18 protein-coding genes are annotated in these 17,011 nt (G+C 57.1%); 7 read left to right on the plus strand and 11 right to left on the minus strand.

Annotation, left to right across the window (positions count from 1 at the left end; all coding sequences use genetic code 11):
• Positions 1–74: 74 nt before the first annotated feature.
• A complete protein-coding gene (locus AC0L8N_RS09995) occupies positions 75–2,228 on the plus strand; it encodes a marine proteobacterial sortase target protein (protein ID WP_473667498.1) in 2,154 nt (717 codons plus the stop codon).
• Between the two features lie 13 nt (positions 2,229–2,241).
• Positions 2,242–2,823, plus strand: coding sequence for a class GN sortase (locus tag AC0L8N_RS10000; RefSeq protein ID WP_473667499.1), 582 nt, complete (start codon positions 2,242–2,244; stop codon positions 2,821–2,823).
• Here the strand turns inward: AC0L8N_RS10000 and AC0L8N_RS10005 are convergent.
• A complete protein-coding gene (locus AC0L8N_RS10005) occupies positions 2,765–3,310 on the minus strand; it encodes an NUDIX domain-containing protein (RefSeq protein WP_473667500.1) in 546 nt (181 codons plus the stop codon). The two genes, AC0L8N_RS10000 and AC0L8N_RS10005, sit on opposite strands and share 59 nt — an antisense overlap.
• Positions 3,310–3,753 carry an SRPBCC family protein gene (locus AC0L8N_RS10010; RefSeq protein WP_473667501.1) on the minus strand — a complete coding sequence of 148 codons (444 nt, stop codon included), beginning with the start codon at positions 3,751–3,753 and terminating at the stop codon, positions 3,310–3,312. The genes AC0L8N_RS10005 and AC0L8N_RS10010 overlap by 1 nt, the downstream gene beginning before the upstream one ends.
• 136 nt (positions 3,754–3,889) lie before the next feature.
• On the opposite strand from AC0L8N_RS10010, the gene AC0L8N_RS10015 reads away from it, so the two are divergent.
• On the plus strand, positions 3,890–5,323 hold the full coding sequence (locus tag AC0L8N_RS10015) for an MATE family efflux transporter (RefSeq protein ID WP_473667502.1): 1,434 nt from the start codon (positions 3,890–3,892) through the stop codon (positions 5,321–5,323).
• Here AC0L8N_RS10015 and AC0L8N_RS10020 read toward each other — a convergent pair.
• The 3 genes from AC0L8N_RS10020 to AC0L8N_RS10030 all read right to left on the minus strand — a co-directional run bounded on the left by AC0L8N_RS10020 (position 5,287) and on the right by AC0L8N_RS10030 (position 8,392).
• A complete protein-coding gene (locus AC0L8N_RS10020) occupies positions 5,287–6,612 on the minus strand; it encodes an MATE family efflux transporter (protein ID WP_473667503.1) in 1,326 nt (441 codons plus the stop codon). The two genes, AC0L8N_RS10015 and AC0L8N_RS10020, sit on opposite strands and share 37 nt — an antisense overlap.
• 26 nt (positions 6,613–6,638) lie before the next feature.
• Positions 6,639–7,841 (minus strand): acyl-CoA dehydrogenase family protein, encoded by a 1,203-nt coding sequence (locus tag AC0L8N_RS10025; RefSeq protein WP_473667504.1) that lies wholly within the window; start codon positions 7,839–7,841, stop codon positions 6,639–6,641.
• An 83-nt stretch (positions 7,842–7,924) separates the two neighbouring features.
• On the minus strand, positions 7,925–8,392 hold the full coding sequence (locus tag AC0L8N_RS10030; protein ID WP_473667505.1) for a DUF962 domain-containing protein: 468 nt from the start codon (positions 8,390–8,392) through the stop codon (positions 7,925–7,927).
• A gap of 170 nt (positions 8,393–8,562) precedes the next feature.
• Between AC0L8N_RS10030 and AC0L8N_RS10035 the strand changes: the two genes are divergently transcribed.
• Both AC0L8N_RS10035 and AC0L8N_RS10040 read left to right on the plus strand, forming a co-directional pair.
• A complete protein-coding gene (locus tag AC0L8N_RS10035; protein WP_473667506.1) occupies positions 8,563–9,237 on the plus strand; it encodes a YiaD family glycine zipper/OmpA-like lipoprotein in 675 nt (224 codons plus the stop codon).
• Between the two features lie 65 nt (positions 9,238–9,302).
• Complete coding sequence (locus AC0L8N_RS10040) at positions 9,303–9,620, plus strand: DUF3465 domain-containing protein (protein WP_473667507.1); 318 nt, start codon at positions 9,303–9,305, stop codon at positions 9,618–9,620.
• Positions 9,621–9,706: 86 nt separating this feature from the next.
• Here AC0L8N_RS10040 and AC0L8N_RS10045 read toward each other — a convergent pair whose 3' ends face one another.
• The 6 genes from AC0L8N_RS10045 to ftsY form a co-directional block, all read right to left on the minus strand.
• On the minus strand, positions 9,707–10,375 hold the full coding sequence (locus AC0L8N_RS10045; RefSeq protein ID WP_473667508.1) for an RloB family protein: 669 nt from the start codon (positions 10,373–10,375) through the stop codon (positions 9,707–9,709).
• A gap of 6 nt (positions 10,376–10,381) precedes the next feature.
• Entirely contained in the window at positions 10,382–11,653 is a 1,272-nt protein-coding gene (locus tag AC0L8N_RS10050) for an AAA family ATPase (RefSeq protein WP_473667509.1), read from the minus strand.
• 318 nt (positions 11,654–11,971) lie between these two features.
• Positions 11,972–12,835, minus strand: coding sequence for an RNA polymerase sigma factor RpoH (gene rpoH / locus AC0L8N_RS10055; protein ID WP_473667510.1), 864 nt, complete (start codon positions 12,833–12,835; stop codon positions 11,972–11,974).
• A 243-nt stretch (positions 12,836–13,078) separates the two neighbouring features.
• Complete coding sequence (gene ftsX, locus AC0L8N_RS10060) at positions 13,079–14,041, minus strand: permease-like cell division protein FtsX (protein ID WP_473667511.1); 963 nt, start codon at positions 14,039–14,041, stop codon at positions 13,079–13,081.
• Positions 14,029–14,748 (minus strand): cell division ATP-binding protein FtsE, encoded by a 720-nt coding sequence (gene ftsE, locus AC0L8N_RS10065; RefSeq protein WP_473667512.1) that lies wholly within the window; start codon positions 14,746–14,748, stop codon positions 14,029–14,031. Before ftsE ends, ftsX begins: the two co-directional genes overlap by 13 nt.
• Positions 14,745–15,716: a signal recognition particle-docking protein FtsY gene (gene ftsY / locus AC0L8N_RS10070; protein WP_473667513.1), complete on the minus strand. Its 972-nt coding sequence runs from the start codon at positions 15,714–15,716 to the stop codon at positions 14,745–14,747. The genes ftsE and ftsY overlap by 4 nt, the downstream gene beginning before the upstream one ends.
• Before the next feature lie 86 nt (positions 15,717–15,802).
• On the opposite strand from ftsY, the gene rsmD reads away from it, so the two are divergent.
• Complete coding sequence (gene rsmD / locus AC0L8N_RS10075; RefSeq protein ID WP_473667514.1) at positions 15,803–16,435, plus strand: 16S rRNA (guanine(966)-N(2))-methyltransferase RsmD; 633 nt, start codon at positions 15,803–15,805, stop codon at positions 16,433–16,435.
• Positions 16,436–16,457: 22 nt separating this feature from the next.
• On the plus strand, positions 16,458–16,946 hold the full coding sequence (gene coaD, locus AC0L8N_RS10080; protein ID WP_473667515.1) for a pantetheine-phosphate adenylyltransferase: 489 nt from the start codon (positions 16,458–16,460) through the stop codon (positions 16,944–16,946).
• The last annotated feature ends 65 nt before the right edge of the window (positions 16,947–17,011 follow it).

The following is a 17,011-nucleotide window of genomic DNA, read 5'->3' on the forward strand; positions in this document are numbered from 1 at the left end:
ATTGCCACGAGTGGGTCATGGCGGCGGCCGGTTGCGCGGTTGAAATGTGTGCAACAACACAAGGAAACCGCGTCATGACTTCCGCACCGAACCTAACTCACAATAACTTTGCCCGGCCAGACTGGCTCCCGATGGTTACCGCGCATCTCCTCCCAACCAGTCTCGGTGGCGTTTGCGTACGCCGCATGATCACGACCTTTATGCTGCTGATGGCACTGTTGCCGCCGTTCGGAGCTGCAGTTGCGGATGAGATCGCGGAACAGCAGAGCGGCAGTTTGTTGTTGCGTATGCAGTCCGGCTACACCACGGCAACGCGACTCAACACGGACGTCCGGATGCAGATAAGTGGAACGGTGGCGCGCGTTCGGGTGACCCAGGTGTTCCGCAATGACGGCAGCGAGTGGGTTGAGGGCGTCTATGTATTCCCGCTGCCGCAAGAAGCTGCAGTCGATAGTCTGCGCATGCGCGCCGGAGACAGAGTCATCGAAGGTGAAATTCGCGAGAAAGAAGCGGCGAAGAAAGAGTACGAAGCGGCCCGCAAGGCTGGAAAACGAGCCAGCCTCGTCGGCCAGCAACGCAGTAACCTGTTCACAACCTCGCTTGCGAACATAGGACCGGGTGAGACGATATCGATCGAGGTCGGCTATCTTGAGACGGTCAAGCTGGACGAGGGCACGTTCAGTCTGCGTTTTCCGATGACATTGACGCCGCGTTACATTCCGGGCCGGCCCGTCGCCGACCGTCAGGGCAATGGCTGGTCGGCGGATACGGACAGTGTGCCGGACGCATCTCTTGTTACTCCGCCCATGGTGAGTCACTCGGATGATCACAAGATTAACCTGCACGTTGAAATTGATGCGGGCATGCCACTCGATCTCATCACGAGTCGTTATCACCCAATTGATGTAAGCAACAGCAACGACCGCTACGTCGTTACCTTCAGCAGTGACAACGAAGTGACTGATCACGATCTGGAATTGTTGTGGCGGCCGGTCAGGACCGCAGTTCCCGAAGCGCTGCTGTTTGCAGAGGCCGTTGGCGACCAGCAGCACTTGCTGCTCATGCTGATGCCGCCTGGAATTCCTGTGCCGGACAACGAATTTCAGGCTCGCGATCTCACGCTGGTTGTTGATACCTCGGGGTCCATGCACGGCACATCAATAGAGCAGGCGCGGCAGTCAGTTTTGCTGGCAATCGATGGTCTGCGCCAGGGCGATTATTTCAACGTCATTCAGTTCAATTCCATCACCGATCCGCTTTTTCCGCGCAGTGTCCCGGCAACCCCGGAGAACTTGCGAACGGCAGTCTCCTGGGTACGCCAGCTGAAGGCAGACGGCGGCACAGAGATGCGGCCAGCGCTGTTGCAGGCATTGGCTGGTCGTAGCGATCACGGGCTGCGCCAGGTTGTGTTCGTGACCGATGGCGCGGTGGGCAACGAAGTCGAGTTGTTCAATCTCATTGATGCGCGGCTCGGCGATACGCGTCTGTTTACCGTGGGTATCGGCTCTGCTCCCAATGGCTGGTTCATGCAGAAAGCAGCAGAAGCCGGCCGCGGCAGTTTTGTTTACATCAGTGCTCTGCACGAAGTGCAGGAGAAGATGGGTCGCCTGTTGCGGCGCCTGCGTGAACCGATGCTGACCGACATCGAGCTGCAATGGCCGGATGGTGTACAGGCAGAGATGTACCCGAGCCGGGTCGCTGACCTCTACGGTGGTGAGCCCGTCGTCGTCAAAGCGAGGCTCGGGTTTTCGCCGCGTGCTGGCGACCAGTTGCTGATCCGCGGCAATGCCGCCGGCGCCGGCTGGTCTGCGTCTGTGCCACTGGCGAAGTCACAGGACAACGCGGGCGTTGCCGCGCTCTGGGCACGTGCGCGTATCGCGGAACTGGCCGGCCAGGAACGGCACCGGCCGGACGATGACAGCATTCGCAGTGGCATCGTCGACACCGCACTGGCCTATGGCCTGGTCAGCAAGTACACGAGTTTGGTCGCCGTCGACAAGACGCCGGTCCGGCCGCAGAGTGCCGGCCTCGAGCAGGAACAGGTGCCGAACCTGATGCCTTACGGTCAGAGCCAGCGGGCGATATTTGGCTTTCCTGCAACAGGCACGATGGCGCCGCTGCTGCGAACGGCCGGCGCATTGTGCCTGCTGCTCGCAACCCTCTTGTTCATGTTGCGAGTTTGTTCCGTTACAGGGCCGGTGAGTGCGACGCCTGTTGCCGCGGACTAGGTCGGGCTGGCTCGTGGCTTGCCTGTTCGGTCTGGGCTTCTGGCAAATCGGCTACGGCGCCTGGATACCCGCTAAAGCCTGGCTGGCGCAGGGTCTGATGCAGCACGCCTGGACGCGGGCGGCGGCCGGCGACTCTGCCGCCCGTCCCTGGCCGTGGGCAGATACCGCGCCGATTGCGCGGTTGTCGGCGCAGCACGGCAACATTGAGCTGATTGTGCTGGCCGGCGGTTCGGGGCGGACACTCGCATTTGCGCCGGGTCATCTCAGTGCGAGTGTTCTGCCCGGCGATACCGGCAACAGCATTATTGCCGGCCACAGAGACACGCACTTTCAGTTTCTGCAAACGGTCAGCTACGGCGACGAATTGCAGGTTGAGCGCAGCGACGGACAGCAGTTGCGCTTCAGTGTTGTTGCCATAGACGTGGTCGATGCTCGGGTGGGCAGCGTCGTGCTCGACACCGATGAGCCCATGCTGACTTTGATTACCTGTTATCCGTTTACAAACAACGATGTCGGTGGTCCGTTGCGTTACGTCGTTACCGCGGCGTTGTTGCCGGCAGAAACTCAACTGACTTCAACAGAGCGGCAACACTGATGGCATCGGTTATCAGGCCTTGCCGAACTTCGGCGATGGCATCAGCGAGTGATAAACGTCGGACGGCAATATTCTCCGTTTGTTCGAATTCGGTCTCGCCCTGTTCGAGTTCTCGCGCGATGAACACGAAGGCCACTTCATCGGTCACAGAATTGCTGGTATGCAGCTTCATGTACTCGCGCCAGTCGGCCGCGGTCAGGCCGGTTTCCTCGCGAAGTTCGCGTTGTGCCGCAAGCAGGGGTGATTCGTCCAACGGGCCGCCGCCCATCGGTAATTCCCAGGAGTATTCGCCGAGCGTGTAGCGGTCCTGGCCGACCAGCCAGGTATCGCCGTTGTTTGCGAGAGGCAATATCGCAATTGCACGGTTCTTGAACTGCACATGACCGTATTCATTGCGACCTCCGCCAGGATTGATGACCTGATCCTCGCGCACGGTAATCCACGGGTTGTCGAAGACGATCCTGCTACTAAGTCGTTTCCAGTTCATTACGCTGCCGCTTCCGTTTCAGCGAGTCGCTTGAAGCGCTCCAGGTCGGCGCACGTGCGGCGACGTATTGATCCTGCCATAAACAATGCCATCAGTTTCATCGTGCCGCGAAAGCGGTATCTCGACCAGACCGTCCAACGGGTTGTTTGCGCATCGATCATCTCGAAACGGTTGACCACCGTCGTCACTCCGTGTCGGGAAGCGTAGGTGCCAGCGAACAAATCCGGCGGGCGTCGCTCGGCTATTGTTTCTGTCAGGACTACCTGTCGGCCGTTCTCATCGTAAGTGAGTGTCGACACCGCGCCAGGTTGACCCGGCTCGCCTGACTCATGCACCAATGCGATCAGGTTGGGTTGCCACTTACTTATGCAGTTCGGATCGTCGAAAATGGACCACACCCGATCCCGCGGGGCGTTGATGACTAATTCCGCTTTTTGTTTCATGGAACGCTCTCGCGGCGAATCGGTCTGTGCATCATAACCCAGCGATTCGTTGGTCTGGTTTGCAGCTGGACGTACGCTGGTACATAGTTGAACTGCTAAAGCCGCCTTGCGCGGCTCGCCCACCGCCGGATCGTGAATGAAACCAGCTCAAGCCCGCCTTACCCAGGGGCCGGTCGGCCAACACTTGGTCGATATGACGGTACCTGTCATTTACGGCATCACTATGATGATGCTGCAAAGCTTTGCCGATGCCTGGTTCATCGGTCAAATCGGTGACCGCGAACTAGCCGCGCTAAGCTTCGGTTTTCCCGTGCTCATGGTCGTGACCAGCGTGGCGATCGGTCTGGGTGCGGGCACCTCGTCAGTAGTTGCTCGTGCAATCGGTGCGCACGACCATGAGCGCGCCAAGCGGCTGGCAACCGACAGCCTGTTGCTGTCCTTCGGTGTTACGGCCGTAATCTGTGCGATCGGTATCTCGACCATCGATCCGCTGTTTACCCTGCTTGGCGCCCCTGCGGACATGCTGCCGCTCATTGGCAGTTACATGCGGATTCTTTACGTAGGCGTGCCGTTCGTCGTTGTAGGCATGGTGGGCATGAGCAGCATGCGCGCAACGGGCGACACCCGCCTGCCCAGCAAGCTCATGGTGATTGCGGCCGTGCTTAATGTTGTGCTGGACCCGATATTGATATTTGGTCTGGGCCCGATTCCGCGCATGGAGCTGGATGGCGCGGCGATGGCGGGATTGCTCGCACGGGCGATCATCTTTATTGGCACGGTGTTCTTCATGCACCAGCGCCTCGATATGCTGACCTTCCGCCTGCCGAAGTTTCCGCAGCTCAAGAGTTCCTGGAAAGACATCCTGCACGTTGGTGTTCCGGCAGCCGCGACAAATGCCATTATTCCCATCGCGCTCGGTGTGATCACCGCCATGCTCGCCAAGTACGGCACTGACGCGGTTGCGGGCTTTGGTGTTGCTACCCGGATCGAATCTCTGACTCTCGTCGTTTACTACGCCATGTCCGCCGTAATTGGCCCGTTTGTCGGGCAGAACATGTCGGTGGGTGAATCGAAACGCATACTGACCGCACTGCGGCTGTGTACGGTTTTCTGCCTGGCGTCGGGACTGGGCATCGCGGTTTTACTGGCGGCCGGCAGCAACGTGATTCCTGCATTGTTCAGCGACAGCAACGAGGTGACGGATGTCGCGACCTTGTTCATGTGGATCGTGCCGATCAGTTACGGCGCTTACGGCATGGTCATGGTGATGAATGCCTCGTTCAATGGAATGGGCAAGCCCATGCCTGCGGTTGCAGTCAGTGTTGCGCGTATGGTCGTAATATACGTGCCGTTGGCATTTATCGGTGACCGCTACTTCGGCATTGCTGGCATATTCGCCGCGTACGCCGCAGCGAATATTGTGATGGGGGCGGTTTCGTATATTTGGGCACGCCGATCCGTGCAGGAGCAATGTGACAAGAATGTCCATCGAGCACCGCCGGTGGTATCGCCGGCAGAGGCTGTGGTAGCTCGCTACGCGACAGCGTCTGATCCGACCCGCCGTTCATAGTAGTAATGCATGCCGATGCCTCGGCTCGCCATGAACAAAGTGAACGCGAGCCACAGGCCGTGATTGCCCAGCGGCTGCAGCAGATACCAACTCGGCAAAAAGACCATTAAAGCCGACGCCAGCATGATGTCGCGCATTTCGCGGGCACGCGTCGCGCCGACGAAAACACCGTCATACAGAAACGACCAGACCGACACGATTGGCGACAGCACCATCCACGGCAGGTAGCGTATGGCGGTTTCCCGTACCTCGGGCAGATCGGTCAGAACACGAATAAACAACGGGCCGGCGAGTAGATAAAGTGCGCTGAACGCCATCGCGGTACCGAGCGACCAGCGCAAGGTCAGCGCAACAGACTGTCGCAGCGCCCGCTTGTTTTTTTCGCCGATAGCTTTTCCGGTCAGTGCTTCAGCCGCATGCGCCAATCCGTCCAGCGCGAACGACAGCAACATCTGCAGGTTCATCAGTATCGCGTTAGCGGCAAGTACCAGGGTTCCCAGTCGCGCGCCCTGCGCTGTGATGAACACGAGCGTTGAGACCAGTGCGATCGTGCGTACAAACAAATGCGCATTGATAGCAAAGAATGCGGTGTAAGCGGCTGCCGTAGTGAGCCGTGCGATGTCCCAGGAACCACCGTGGCGCGCCAGTTCTTTGGCGGCATAGGTAAGGCCGACGGCCAGCCCGGAAAACTCCGCGATCACGGAGGCGAGCGCCACGCCGTCCACCGTCATACCCAGCACGACGACGAACAGCAGATCGAGCAGGATATTCACAGCGTTGGTGACGAGCACGATAACCAGCGGGATTCGCGCATTCTGCAGGCCAATGAACCAGCCGATGAGCGCGTAACTCGCCAATGTGGCCGGGGCGCTCCAGATTCGAATGCCTATATAAGTGCTGGCAAACGGCGCGATGGCCGTGTCCGGTGCGAGCAGTTGTAACGCAAAATATTTGATTGGTTGTTGCAACAGCAGCAACGCCGCGGCGATGAGCAATGCAACGACCAGCGCCTGCCCAAGCGAGTTGCGAACGGCGGCACTGTCGTTAGCGCCGAATGCCTGCGCGGTAATCCCGGTCGTGCCCATGCGCAGGAAGTTGACACCGGTATACAGGAAACTGAATACGGCGCCGCCAATGGCGACGGCGCCAAGGTAGGCGGCATTGTCGAGATGGCCGGTAACGCCTGTGTCGACCATGCCGAGGAGTGGCACGGAGACATTGGAGATGATCAGCGGCGCCGCAATCCGCCACACATCACGGTTTTGCGGCAGCCGCTCCTGTGCTGACAACGGAATGTACTAGCGGGTGTAGCTGGTCAAAACGCGTTGACGCCCGTGAGTTCCTTGCCGACCACGAGTTGATGCACTGATTCGGTGCCTTCGTAAGTAATGACACTTTCGAGGTTCAGCATATGCCGGACCGGACAGAACTCGGCGCTGATGCCGGCGCCGCCCAGCATGTCGCGGGCGTCGCGTGCAATATCGAGTGCTGCACGGCAATTGTTCCATTTGGCCAGTGATACCTGTGTCGGGTTCAGTTCACCCCGATCCTTGATGCGACCAAGTTGCAGTGACAGCAGCTGCGCGGTCGTAATGCGCCGCGACATGTCAGCGAGGCGATGCTGGATCAGCTGATTGTGCGACAGGGGTTTGTCGAACAATACGCGGTCCTGCGTGTACTTGAGCACTTCATCCAGGCAGGCCTGTGCTGCGCCGATGACGCCCCAGGTGATGCCGTAACGCGCCTGAGTCAGGCAGCTCAATGGGCCTTTGAGCCCGACGACACCCGGCAATACGCTCGAATTGGGAACGCGAACGTTGTCGAAGAACAGTGCGCCGGTTACTGAAGCGCGCAGCGAAAATTTGTTCTCGATTTCCTGGGCCGTAAACCCGGGCATGTCCTTTTCGACAATAAAGCCGCGCACGCCTTCGTCGGTCATTGCCCAGACGACAGCCGCATCAGCAACCGTTGCATTGGTGATCCACATTTTGGCGCCGTTCAACAGCCAGTCATCACCATCGCGCTTGGCATGCGTTTTCATGTTGGATGGATCGGAACCGCCGTGCGGTTCGGTCAGACCGAAACAGCCAATGGCCTCGCCGCGCGCCATCGCGGGCAGCCAGCGCTGTTTTTGTTCTTCGGAACCGTAGGCGTCGATCGGGTACATAACGAGACTGCTTTGCACCGACACAAAGCTGCGCAGACCGCTGTCACCCCGTTCCAGCTCCTGGCAAATCAAGCCGTAACTGACGCTGTTCAGTCCCGCGCAGTCGTAGCCTTCGATGGAGCTGCCTAACAGGCCCAGTTCAGCGACCGCAGGGACGAATTCTTTGGGGAAGTAGTGGTGTTCGAACGCATCGCGAATAACCGGCAGTACTTTGTCATCGACAAAGCGTGCTACTGAGTCCTGCACCATTTGCTCTTCTTCTGAGAGTTGCGAGCGAATGTCGAACAGATCGAGAGGGTTCAGCGATTTCCTGTTGCTTCCGGATGATTTCAAAGGCGCGGTACTGGCCACGGTGGCTCCTGATTGGTCTTCTCTGGTGAGCGGGCAATTCTACCCGAATATACCGGTACAGCCAGCGGGATAGCCGGAATCGCCTACAAGGGAATGCCCAGTCGGCGGTACAGACTGGCGAGAGCCCAGAGTGGCGCGATCATGACGAGTTGTATGTCGCGAGACACCGCCCGCAGGCCGCCATGGCCATAATGACCCAGACAGAGACCGGCCACGCCGGTCAGGGTCATCAGCGCCGCGAACGGCCGCTGCCAGTTGTCGGTCGTGCCCAGCCATAGCTGGAACGCCATGACGGCAGCAATGATCGGCAACATGCCGATGGCCAGTGGCACTGAAATAATGAAGTAGTAAACCAGCGAGGCCATCAGGAACACGCTGCCCCAGTTGAGGAGTGGGGAGATCGCGTACAGCGCTTCTGGCACTGGCAGCGCAGACAGCATCGCGACCAGGCCGAGTACGAGCAGCCCGGCGGCCAGCCGGTGGGCGGGTCGGAAGCGGATGTCGCGCTGGTTGCGGGCGTAGCGCTCCAGCCATTGATCGGTATCAGACATGGGTTCAGGTCGTCCGTTGCGGTCGAACATTCTACACCTAAGTCTCTGATTCGCAACGAGCCAAAGGGTTCAGTCGTGGTTCAGCATCAAGGCCGGTACAATGCGATTCTGGCGAGGCATGGCGGGTTTACCGCCGAGCGCTGTTCGCACGGGCACAAAGAGGATTTTTTATGAACTACAAGGAATTTCGAACCGTTTTTCTGGGCGCTGCTGCGTGTACGGTACTGATCGGTTGCCAGACGCTTGATCCCTACACGCAGGAATCAAAGACCAGTCGGGCGACGACGGGTGCCGTCATTGGTGCTGTCGCGGGTGCGGTTGTGGGCCTGGTGTCCGGTGACGATGCTGTTGAGCGTCGCCAGCGAGCGCTGATCGGCGCGGGTGTTGGCGCACTGGCCGGTGGTGCAATTGGCAACTACCAGGATCGACAGGAAGCGAAGTTGAGAGCGGAACTGCAAGGCAGTGGAGTCAGCGTTACCCGCATGGGTGACAACATCACACTCAATATGCCAGGCAATGTTACGTTTGCGACAGACAGTGCGGATCTCAGTCCGGCATTCTTTAACGTTCTGACTTCCGTATCAAAAGTCATGACCGAATTTGATCGCACCGTGGTCGAAGTAGCGGGCCATACGGATAGTACGGGCAGCGATTCTTACAATCAGGGCTTGTCCGAACGGCGTGCCAACTCGGTATCGCGCTACCTGCAAACGCAGGGCATCAACAGCCAGCGTTTGATTACCGTCGGTATGGGTGAAAGCCGACCGGTTGCTGACAACTCCAGCGAATCTGGTCGGCAGAGCAATCGTCGCGTAGAAATAACGATGGTGCCGATTACGGGCTAAACGCACCAGCGACAGGCCGGGTACGGCGGACGATCAAGGTCCGCCGTACTATAAGAAAAAGAACAATGAAGCGGGAATTCAGAAAACAGGATTCGGGGTTGTGGGTCGAGGGCATCGGCACTGTGTGTCGATTGTTGCCTGACGACAAAGACGGTGATCATCATCAGCGTTTGATTCTGGACATGCGCAACGGCACAACGCTGCTGCTGGTGCACAACATCGACATTGCCGAAAGGGTGCCGCTCGGTGTTGGCGACAGAATACGGTTTCGCGGCGTCTATGAGTGGAACGATCTTGGCGGCCTGGTGCATTGGACGCACACCGATCCTCACCAGATCGAAAAAGGCGGCTACATTCGGTATCGCACCCGCGACTATTGCTAGATATTTCTCTCCTGCACCTTGCGAGAGAGCCCCACATTCCCGGTCGTTCAGAATTGTTAGGGTTGCGTATACGGCCCTTACCATTCCTATTCTGGTCGCTCGAGTGCTCGTAGCGCGCCAACTAGTTCATGCATGCGGGTGCACGGGTTTTCATCACCGCGTAGTTCAGCTTGGCTGAGTGCTCGGGTCGCGTTGTTTATCGCTATTTCGAGGTTGCCGACAGTATCTTGATAGATTGTTTTTGAGCTCTTGGAATAGCTGGGGATATGTTCCCTGAGTTTTCGTACAGCCATCTCTCCGCAACTCGCTGTACCCGTGCGCTCAATGGGTGCCTCGGAATACTGGAAGTGCAAAATCAACCAGTACTCGAAGCTTGGGACAGAAGTAATAGCGCAAAAAATCGCGTCATCCCGATTTCTTCGCCGCAATCTCTTTGACCTAATTCTGTCGATTGCGCTCTGATAACTTGGGTGTTCATCTCGATCAAGTACGCAATAAACTGCATCAAAATCGGGGTCTTCACTAAATTTGTCGAGAGCTCGTTGTACTACTGTTTCCGGCGCGGACCCGCCAGATCCGTCTATTACAACGTTCGCCGGATTGAGGCCTATGTCGTTTGCAAGGTCGCGTATATAGGTTGGCTCTGTTTTGGCACCCTCGCAAACGATCAGAACGCGAGGATAGGGTGCTCGATTGGCGCTCTTCCGCCGAAAACTATCCGTTCTCCTTTTTCGAGATAGTCTATTGTGCTTCATTTTAAACTAGCTATCGCTTTCGAATGCTGGAATCGCGCCATAACGACCTTTTAGGTAGTTTCGTTCTCTGTCCTCGCCCTTGCGGGGATGAAAGTCCGTGAATGAGCGCAAGCAAGACCCTTGGAGACGGTCTTTGGTTACGAACCAGACCTGATCCCGTCTGAGCAAAGATTTATTCCCCATGATCGGCGTACTATGGCTAGTAAAGATCAGTTGTGCGAAGTTCCTATTGATGCTTGGGTCGTGGAAGAGGCCGATAACAAACTGCGCGAGCAGCGGGTGCATGCTGGCATCGAGTTCGTCAATAACTAGAATCAGCCCTCTATCCAAGGTATCTAGCAGCGGACCCGCCCATGCAAATAGATTTCGAGTCCCAGCAGACTCCCATTCTATTGGGAAGTTGACAGTCAATTCAGTGCCATGCACTGAATGAGAGAAATATGTATCGCTTTGATCGGCATCAGTATCGTCCAGTTCGCCATCTGCAGGCTCAGAACGAATCGATGCGGGAGGCGATTCTAAAGAATCTTTCGGAGAGGTTACTTGGATTCCGTCGACTGTGACGGACGCTGATTTTAGAAACGTTAGTACCCTTTCTTTCTTGGCTGGATCGTCTCGACATAGTCGAGCTGTATAGCCTTCGTGCAAATTTGCGTTTCCATAGAAAGCTCGTAACGTAACTGCGAACCAGCGCCAAACAACTTGGAGTTGCTTATTGTTGAGCGAGGCTGCAGTTGTAAGAAATAGCGCGTTGTCCCTGGTGCTAGATTGAATCGATTGCTTCTGGCCGCGAAAGTGCGTTCCGAACTTCCACGAATACCGTTCAATATCTTTATTATAATTTCTCTCAAACCAAGTCTGGGATCGCCCCTCCGGTGCGGCGTATAGCCATTCTTCGTAAACTCTCTTGCGGTCTGCCGTAAAACCGTATTGGTAACGGACATTGTCCGCTATGAAAATTGCCTCGAACTCTGACGTCTCATCTGGTGATTCTTTATCCAAATAGAAGGGTATTAGAGGTATGTCGTCGTCGGGATTTGTTCCCAATGCAGAGTTGATGACAAATTCGCTCATGAACCGAATCGCCATTACGAAGTTCGTTTTTCCTGACCCGTTCGGACCAAACATTGCGGCGGACCTTAGGAGGGCAGGTGAGCCTTTTGCATCAGGCTCAAAAACGTTGGTATCTTCCAGCTCCTTTGCGCTGCTCGCCACCAGGGAAAGAACCGCATTCTCTCTAATAGATAGAAAATTCTTGACGCGAAACTCAATTAACATGTCATTCTTGCCAGTTATATTGCTCTGATACGCATTTTAATCGTAATTTCCGCAGAAATACTGCAATAATTCGCAATTATTAACTTTTAGTGAATTTTAGTGTCGTGCGAGAATTCGATCTGGCCGTTCAATCTTGAGAATTGCGCATAATCCAATATGCATTTGGGCTGAAGTGGCGAATCGCTGAACTGCTATATAGCTGCGCTCTCCAATTTTACGACGATACTATTTCTCCCAATAGCAGTTGAACCGCGCAAAATTCGTCATAAAAAAACCCCGGACAGTGCCGGGGTTTCTGGCAATCAACAGGCGGTGCGATCAGGCATCCATTGCCGTGCGCAGCTTCTTGATGGCGTTGTTTTCTATTTGACGAATCCGCTCGGCGGACACGCTGTACTTGTCGGCGAGCTGGTGGAGCGTCTGCTTCTTGTCCGCAAGCCAGCGAGACTCAAGGATGTCGCGACTGCGGTCGTCAAGCTCATCCAGTGCGTCGGTCATGCGACTCGTCGCATCGTCGTGGAAATCGGATTTCTCAACCTGCACGGCTGGATCAGCATCCGGGCTTGGCAAGTACGAGGCGGGCGTGAACATGTGCTCGTCGTCCGCGTCAGGTGCCGGATCGAACAGGGTGTCGCGCGCGCTAAGGCGGCGTTCCATCTCGGTGACCTCGCGCTCGCTCACACCGAGGTCCTGAGCGACAGCTGCTGTTTCGTCAGCCGTCAGCCACGCCAGACTTTTCTTCGCCTTGCGCAGATTGAAAAACAGTTTTCGTTGCGCCTTGGTGGTGGCAACTTTAACGATGCGCCAGTTGCGCAGCACGAACTCGTGAATCTCCGCGCGTATCCAGTGAACTGCAAACGAAACAAGGCGAACCCCGAATTCAGGGTCGAAGCGTTTTACCGCTTTCATGAGCCCAACGTTGCCTTCCTGAATAAGGTCGTTCAGCGGCAGGCCGTAACCGGTATAGCCCTTGGCGATGTGCACCACAAAACGCAGGTGCGCCATGACCAGTTCGCGGGCCGCCTGTAGGTCTTCTTCATCGCGGAATCGACGTGAGAGTGCCTGCTCGTCTTCTTTGCTGAGCACAGGGATTCCGCCGACGGCCTGAATATAGGCATCGAGACTGCCGACCGGGCCGGCCAGAATCTGGTTCGAATCGCGAGTTGCAATTGCCGTTGTCATGGGTAGCTTCACCCTCCTGTTGACGAGGTGCTGATATTAGCACTCTGGGGATTAGAGTGCTAAGAGCTTCGTGAGTTCCGTCACAGAATCGAAAAAATAATTAATAAATTCCGAGGCTTAGGTGGATGGGCGCTGCCCGGACCTGGGTGTCAGTGTGAACTGCTTGCGTGCCATAGCGGCGGCGGCTTGCCCGGTTTGGGCCGCGTCACGGCAACTGACGGCCAGTGAGCGACCTGCCCGCAACTAGCGCGGTTCTATACGTCGCATGTGGCGCGCTGCCGCCAGCCATGAGCCAATCAGACCCAGCAGAACGCCGGTGCCGACGATGGCCATGCTTTCCTGAAATCCCAACGACAAGACTTCGAAACGCCCGTCATAGAGACCGGCGAGACGGGCGACCGGGGCACGCAGTGCGTAGATCCCGTAACCGATCAACGCGAGTGCCAGGGTGCCGCCGAGGAGGCCGTACCAGAAACCCGAGTACAGAAAGGGACGGCGCACGAAGCCGTTGGTGGCGCCGATCAGCTTCGTGACTTCAATTTCGGCGCGTCGGTTCTCGATATCCAGGCGTATGGTGTTGCCGATAATGATGACGATCGCTGCGCCGAGCAGCAATCCGCCTATACCAATAGCGCGCTGTACGATATCCAGAATAGCGAGGAAGCGGCGTACCCAGTCGGAATCGACCTGTACAACATCAGTGAGCGGCAAGTTGGCCAGTTCTTCGTGCAGCAGGACCACCGACGCCTGCGTATTGCTGGGCGCCGGTCTGATGATCAAAGTATGTGGTAGCGGATTGTGCGGCAGATAATCGAGCGCTGACCCAAATCCCGAAGCGATCTTGAATTCGTCGAGCGCGTCGTCCGCCGTTTTCAAAGTCACCGCACCGACGTCGGCACGCTGCGCAATGAGTTTCTCCATTTGCTCTGCATCGGCAATCGATGTTCCGACTTTCAGGTAGACGGAGAAATCCAGCGCATTATCCCAGCCGTCACTTAATGAACGAGCGTTCTTGATAACGAGGTGCATAGACGCTGGTAACGCGAGTGTGATGGCGATAACCAGCACGGTCAGGAAACTCGCGAACGGCTGCCGCGCCAGCCGTCCCAATGAGCCAACCATCGTGCTGGCGTGACGGAGCAGCCAAACAGTCACTGGCCCGGCAGGCTTTGGCGCTGCCTGATCTTTGGCTCTTACCCGAGCCACGGTTCTGCCGCCATAGTGTCAGTGTCGGGTAGCGCGCCGATGTCGTCATCATCCAGCGTCTGGCGAACACCGTTTTCCAGTGCAATCCGCCGGCAGCCGAGCTGGTCGATAAGCGCGAGGTCGTGGCTGGCAATCAGTAGTGTGACGCCAACTTCGTTGAAGCGCCGGAATATCCGCATGACTTCGAGCGAGAGTTCGGGGTCGAGGTTGCCTGTTGGTTCGTCGGCAATCAGCAGCTTGGGTCGGGTGACGATTGCACGCGCGATGCCAACGCGTTGTTGTTCACCGGACGACAGCGTCTCGGGATGCTGACGTTCCTTGTGCAGCAATCCGACCTGATCCAGAGCTGCCCGTACTTTTCGCCCGGCTTCGCGATGCCCAATACCGGCAATAACCAGCGGCAACGCAACATTGTCAAAAACGGGCCGGTCATAAAGCAGTTTGTGATCCTGAAATACCATGCCGATCTGACGACGGTACGCGGGTATGCGGCGCCGCGACACGCGACTGGTGTTCTGGCCATCGACGATCACCTGGCCACTGGTGGGGCGTTCGATCAGTGCAATCAAGCGCAGAAGCGTGCTTTTGCCAGCGCCGGAGTGGCCAGTAACAAATACCATCTCACCGCGTTCAATCGACAGCGTAAGGCCGCGCAATGCTTCCTGACCGCTGCGAAAACGTTTGACGACGTTCTCGATTTGTATCACTCGCTCGCACTCCCGCTGCCTTGCAGTAACGCGTCGGCATAGTCTGCGGCAACGAAGGGTTGCATGTCTTCAGCGGACTCACCAATGCCGATGAAACGTACCGGTATGGACAGCTTGTCAGCAATAGCCAGCAGTATGCCGCCTTTGGCACTGCCGTCGAGTTTGGTGACTGTAATCCCGGTCAGGCCCAGTGCCGCATGGAATTTTTCGGCTTGTGCGAGTGCGTTTTGCCCGAGGCCGGCATCCAGTACGAGCATGATCTCGTGTGGCGCGGCGGGACACTGGCGTTGCAGTACGCGCTTGATCTTGCTGAGCTCGTCCATCAGGCCTTGCTGATTCTGCAGGCGACCTGCGGTGTCAGCCAGCAGAACATCGATCTTCCTTGAGCGGGCAGATTCGTAGGCATCAAATATGACAGCGGCCGGATCGGCGCCGGCTTGTTGTGCGACGACAGGAACCTTATTGCGCTCGCCCCATACCTGGAGCTGTTCAACTGCCGCTGCGCGAAACGTATCGCCCGCCGCAAGCATCACCGAATGGCCGCTGTCCAGGAGGCGACGCGCGAGCTTGCCGATTGTTGTGGTCTTGCCGGCGCCATTGACGCCAACCATCAGGATGACGAAAGGTCCGTCCTGACTGTCGATTTTCAGTGCTTGCTCAACGGGTGTCAGCATATCCAGCAAGGATTGGCGCAATGCCGACATCAAGACATCGATGTCCTTGAGCTCTTTCCGGGCGAGTTGCTTGTGCAGGCCAGCGACGACCCGCGATGCTGTATCGACACCCGCATCGGCCATGACGAGGCGGGTTTCCAGTTCATCAATGACGTCCTCATCGATCTTGCCGCCGGGGACAAGGTTCGCGAGATCATAGGTCAGCCAGCTGTCGCCACGATTTAGTCGCGCACGCAAACGCGCGACGAAACCTGTCTTGCCGGGTTGTTTGGATTTGTCCTTTTTACCGAACACCTGCACCATTTCCGTCTTAGCGAATGAATTTCCGGTTGCGCATCGCCGGCATTACCACCAGCACACGAAGAACAGGCGGGGAGACCATGGCGAAATCGCCACGAGGCGGACGCAAAAGCAGCGCGCAGCAACCCGGGCGGCTGCGTATTGTAGCGGGAAAGTGGCGCCGCCGTCTGTTGCCTGTGGTTGCTGTTGCCGGGCTGCGCCCGACACCTGAACGAGTGCGTGAAACATTGTTCAACTGGTTGGCCCCACGTATCGACGGCGCCCGCTGCCTCGATCTGTGCGCAGGCAGTGGTGCGCTGGGTTTCGAGGCGTTGTCGCGCGGCGCAGCGCTCACGGTTATGGTCGAACGCGCAAAACTTGCCGTTCGTGGTTTGCGTTCGTCGGCTGAACTGCTGGGCGCGAAACCTGGCACAGACCTCCGGATCATTGAGTCGGATGCCCTGCAGTTTCTCAGCAAGTCACCGGCAGAACCGTTTGATCTGGTCTTTCTGGACCCGCCGTTTCAGGACGATTTATTGCCGGAATTGTGTAGACTTCTGCAGCAACGGGCCTGGCTCGCGCGTGATGCGCTGGTGTACGTCGAGCATGATCGCGAAGCACCGCCGGAGTCGTTGCCATCGGACTGGGCAATCAAGAAGCAAAGAAACGCTGGGAACGTGACTTATCTGTTGTTGTCACCCGATCCCGATAAATCCGGGTCAGCACGGCCCTGAACCAACCGCCTTGGAGAACCTCATGTCTGTCAGTGCAATGTATCCGGGAACGTTCGACCCCATCACTCTGGGTCATGAGGATTTGGTCCGCCGCGCGTGTCGTTTGTTTGACCGTGTGGTGGTGGCGGTTGCAGCCAACCCTGGAAAAGAGCCGATGTTCTCGCTGGAAGAACGCGTGACGCTGGCCAAAGAGGCCTTGTCCGAGTTTGCTAATGTCGAAGTGACCGGCTACGAAGGTCTCACGGTGAATTTTGCCCGCGATCATGATCTCGCGGTCATTGTGCGTGGTCTGCGCGCTATCTCGGATTTCGAGTACGAGTTTCAATTGGCCAATATGAACCGGCACCTTACCGACGAAGTGGAAACCGCGTTCCTGACCCCAACCGAGAAATACACCTACATCTCATCCAGTCTCGTGCGGGAAATTGCCAAACTGGGTGGCGATATATCGGAGTTTGTCCCGCCGAACGTCCGCACGGCCATATTGGAGCGTTGCGGGCCGCAAGCTTAAGGCTGCTGGCGATAATTCAACCACGCCGGAGGCAGTCATGAGTTCAGTCAGGTAGCCGGTGATCG

The sequence above is a fragment of the Woeseia sp. D3-10 genome (assembly GCF_055809415.1).

Coding starts and splice junctions, on each gene's coding strand:
- AC0L8N_RS10010 (WP_473667501.1), bottom strand. CDS start 3,753: ATGAAACAAAAAGCGGAATTAGTCATCAACGCCCCGCGGGATCGGGTG.
- AC0L8N_RS10040 (WP_473667507.1), top strand. CDS start 9,303: ATGAAGCGGGAATTCAGAAAACAGGATTCGGGGTTGTGGGTCGAGGGC.
- AC0L8N_RS09995 (WP_473667498.1), top strand. CDS start 75: ATGACTTCCGCACCGAACCTAACTCACAATAACTTTGCCCGGCCAGAC.
- rsmD (WP_473667514.1), top strand. CDS start 15,803: ATGGCGAAATCGCCACGAGGCGGACGCAAAAGCAGCGCGCAGCAACCC.
- coaD (WP_473667515.1), top strand. CDS start 16,458: ATGTCTGTCAGTGCAATGTATCCGGGAACGTTCGACCCCATCACTCTG.
- rpoH (WP_473667510.1), bottom strand. CDS start 12,835: ATGACAACGGCAATTGCAACTCGCGATTCGAACCAGATTCTGGCCGGC.
- AC0L8N_RS10050 (WP_473667509.1), bottom strand. CDS start 11,653: ATGTTAATTGAGTTTCGCGTCAAGAATTTTCTATCTATTAGAGAGAAT.
- AC0L8N_RS10045 (WP_473667508.1), bottom strand. CDS start 10,375: ATGAAGCACAATAGACTATCTCGAAAAAGGAGAACGGATAGTTTTCGG.
- AC0L8N_RS10035 (WP_473667506.1), top strand. CDS start 8,563: ATGAACTACAAGGAATTTCGAACCGTTTTTCTGGGCGCTGCTGCGTGT.
- AC0L8N_RS10005 (WP_473667500.1), bottom strand. CDS start 3,310: ATGAACTGGAAACGACTTAGTAGCAGGATCGTCTTCGACAACCCGTGG.
- AC0L8N_RS10015 (WP_473667502.1), top strand. CDS start 3,890: ATGAAACCAGCTCAAGCCCGCCTTACCCAGGGGCCGGTCGGCCAACAC.
- AC0L8N_RS10030 (WP_473667505.1), bottom strand. CDS start 8,392: ATGTCTGATACCGATCAATGGCTGGAGCGCTACGCCCGCAACCAGCGC.